The 3651-nt window shown below is 40.1% G+C and carries 3 protein-coding genes; all 3 read left to right on the plus strand.

Annotated elements, in window-relative coordinates; genetic code table 11:
* Positions 1-609 precede the first annotated feature (609 nt).
* The 3 genes from CVD19_RS22100 (at position 610) to CVD19_RS22110 (ending at position 3538) form a co-directional block, all read left to right on the plus strand.
* Entirely contained in the window at positions 610-2259 is a 1650-nt protein-coding gene (locus CVD19_RS22100) for a M20/M25/M40 family metallo-hydrolase (RefSeq protein WP_101585348.1), read from the plus strand.
* Positions 2260-2430: 171 nt separating this feature from the next.
* The gene (locus CVD19_RS22105; protein WP_101585349.1) at positions 2431-2994 is read left to right on the plus strand and encodes a hypothetical protein; all 564 of its coding nucleotides are present in this window, start codon (positions 2431-2433) and stop codon (positions 2992-2994) included.
* On the plus strand, positions 2984-3538 hold the full coding sequence (locus tag CVD19_RS22110) for a hypothetical protein (protein ID WP_101585350.1): 555 nt from the start codon (positions 2984-2986) through the stop codon (positions 3536-3538). The genes CVD19_RS22105 and CVD19_RS22110 overlap by 11 nt, the downstream gene beginning before the upstream one ends.
* The last annotated feature ends 113 nt before the right edge of the window (positions 3539-3651 follow it).

The following is a 3651-nucleotide window of genomic DNA, read 5'->3' on the forward strand; positions in this document are numbered from 1 at the left end:
GCTTGAAAAGGTCGAATAGAAAAGTTCTAATCGTCTTCAGGGAGAAACAATTGCTTGAAAAGGCCGAATAGAAAGGCTCTAATCGACTTCAGGGAGAAACAATTGCATGAAAAGGTCCAATAAAAAGGCTCTAATTGACTTTAGGGACAACCAATCGCATGAAAAGGTCGAATAGAAAAGTTCTAATCGGCTTCAGGAAGAAACAATCATATGAAAAGGCCGAATAGAAAGGCTCTAATCGACTTCAGGGAGAAACAATTGCATGAAAAGGTCCAATAGAAAGGCTCTAATCGACTTCAGGGAGAAACAATTGCATGAACAGTCGAATAGAAAGGCTCTAATCGACTTCAGGGAGAAACAATTGCATAAAAAGGTCCAATAGAAAGGCTCTAATCGATTTGAGGGAGAAACAATTGCATGAACAGTCGAATAGAAAGGCTCTATATTCGAGAGGTCTCAAGGACAGAAACGAGTAAGTGGGCCGAAGAACTGCCGCCCTTCACATGCCTTTAGATTTCGAATTTTGATAAGCAGAAGTTTCCATAGAATGCTGTAATTGTCTTAAAAATATATAGATTACTAAATTTTTTACAAAGGGGGTAAAAACAAATGTTGAATTGCCGCGAGCAAGTGCTGGCTTTTACGAAACACCTCGTCAACATTGAAAGTATTGTTAATACAGATGGTGAAAAAGTCATCGCCCATTCCTTATTTACGATGATTTCTTCTTTTCCATATTTCACAGATAACCCTTCGAATATTACCCTGTCCCAGACCCTTCACGATGAGCACGAAAGGTATAATGTAACGGCTTTTGTAAAAGGGACAAAAGGGAGCAACAACCGGACAGTTATTTTAATGGGCCATATCGACACTGTAGGCATTGATGATTTTAACCTGCTGAAAGACAAGGCCTGTTACCCGGATGAACTGATGGAGGCATTAAAGAATGAGAGCCTGCCGGTTTCTGCCATGGAGCATTTGAATTCGGGAGACTGGTTATTCGGACGGGGAGTCCTCGATATGAAGAGTGGGGTTGCAAGCCACCTTTACCTGCTGAAATATTACTCAGAACACCCGGAACAATTGGACGGAAATATTGTCTTCCTGGCGGAGTGTGATGAAGAAGACAGCTCCCATGGTGTGCTTTCCGCGCTGAATCTATTAAAACAGTGGAAAGAAGAACATGGTTTTGAATATGTTGCAGCAATCAATGCGGATTTTGTCTCGCCGCGATATGAAGGGGACGAAAACCGATATATATACAAGGGGACAGTTGGGAAGCTTCTTCCTTCTTTCTTCATTACCGGTGCCGAGACTCATGTAGGGTCAGCGTTTGAAGGATTGGACCCGAACTTTATTGCTGCCGAACTGACAAAGCAAATCAATTATAATCCAAAGCTTAGTAATGAGGCTTTCGGGGAAACGACTGTTCCTCCGGTTTCTTTGAAACAAACCGATTTAAAGCCGTCTTATACGGTCCAGACAGCTCTGGCAGCCTATGTTTACTATAACTTTTTTATCCACTCATGGTCCCCGAAAGAGGTTCTGTCGCTGTTAAAAGAGGAAGCGATGACCGCTTTTCAAAATGCTCTGGCAACATTTGAAGAAAGATACAGGCAGTTTTGTGCCATCAGCGGAGAACCTTATCATGACCATTCATGGAAACCACGAGTGTTAACATTCGAAGAAATGGAACAAATGCTGGCTGAAGAGAATGGAACTCAGTTTAGGGAACATATGGCTGCATTTAAGGAGAATCTGCTGCTGGATTCCGAATTGGACACTCGTATGTTTGCTGCCAGGGTAGTCGAAGAGGCTTGGAAATGGATGAAGGATAAAAGTCCTGCAGTCATTCTGTTCTATTCGTCTCTTTATTCCCCAAGAATAGAATTGACAGGGAAAACGGATGATGAACAAGCATTGATTGAGGCGTTGGATCAAGCAGTAGAGGCTGTACAGCCTTCATATAATCATCCGATTGTGACAAGAAACTTTTTCCCGTATATTTCTGATATGAGTTTCGTTGCTCTCAGCGATGATGAAGAAGGAATAGAGGCTGTGTCGAAAAATAATCCCGGCTGGGGCACAAAACACTATGTAGAGTATCAGGACATCCGGGATTTGAATGTACCAGTGATTAACATTGGACCTTATGGTGTGGACGCGCATAAAAAACTGGAGAGAATGGAAATGACCTACTCTCTTGAAGTGGTACCTAATTTAACCAATTTGGTGATACAAAATCTGTTAAATTGATGCGGGTTAAGAAATGAGTAATTGAAAGAGTCCCAATCCATGCGGATTGGGGCTTTATTATTGTACGAAGCCAATTCGAAACTGAATTGGCAAATACCACGGCTTTCTTTTCATAATTGTTTTAAAAGGGTAGAATACAAATATGGATGAAATAAACAGGGGGTGTAACCTGTGAGTTTAAAGGATTTGGAAGCATTTTTGAATGACGGAGAAGAGTCTGGTCAATCTAAGTTTGATTGGGATAAGGAAAAGAAGCGGTGGCTTGAGGCTGTAGATAGACTGTTTACAGATGTAACTTCATGGCTCGAACCATTGTCAGCTAATCCCAATTTCAATATCAGGTTCGAGAAAATAACTTTACAAGAAGAACAAATTGGCGAGTATGAAACAAAACGGATGATAATTGAATTGAAAGGCCAAAAGGCAGCGCTGGAGCCCATTGGAACAATGATAATTGGCTCAAGAGGAAGAATCGATTTAAAAGGGTCAAACGGCACGGTAAAATTTGTGTTGGTCGATAAGCGTTTAAATAAGCCAAAAGTGACTGTAAATATATTTACCGAAAAAGAGTATTCGCAGCACTTGGCAAATGCACAAGGCAAACCTTCCGAATCTACAGAGCCTGTTGAATATGTTTGGAAAATCGTCACCCCACCACCGAACGTTCAATTTTTTCCTTTGAACGAAGAAACATTTTCAGATGCTTTGCTTCAGGTTATAAGAAATGGCTGGTAACACCCATCGGTTCTCCGGTGAAAATCAAGATATTCAGGATATTGCCCAATGGTATCGGATGAATGTGAATGCAATAGAACAATATAGAAGAAACATTATAAGTGCAGTACGCACTGAGAGCCATGTTCCTGAAGAATTTATAGGCATGACAGTCGATGAGGTTAATGAACACTTGTCTATATTGACTAAAGAAATTGAAACATCGTTTAACTTAAGCGCCATCGCGGCAATAGAGGCGAAGTTTCGGATGGATTATATTGTGAGATCTACCGATAAATTAAAGGACGATTTGAGTCGTGATTTTCGAGAGATATATAAAGAAAAAGGCATAAGAGTGGGTTTAGAAGATGATATACTCGATCGCTGGAAAAAGCACTATTCTGAACATAAACAGTTAATCAGTACCTATATCCAGTCCGTTAATTATCGCCACTGGCTGGCGCATGGACGATATTGGGTTCCGAAATTTGGAAGAAACTATGATTTTACAATTATATATGTTCTTTGTGATGATATAAAAAATAGTATTCCTTTTAAATCTTAAACAGAAAAACCGCAAAAACAAAATAATATGGTTTTTGCGGTTTTTAATGCTCTATATAAGTTGAACTAAAGATTTTCCTGAATTACATTTGATTCCATCCTTATACACAGTCG

Origin of the sequence: Bacillus sp. T33-2 (genome assembly GCF_002860205.1) — a bacterium.
GTDB lineage: Bacteria > Bacillota > Bacilli > Bacillales > Cytobacillaceae > T33-2.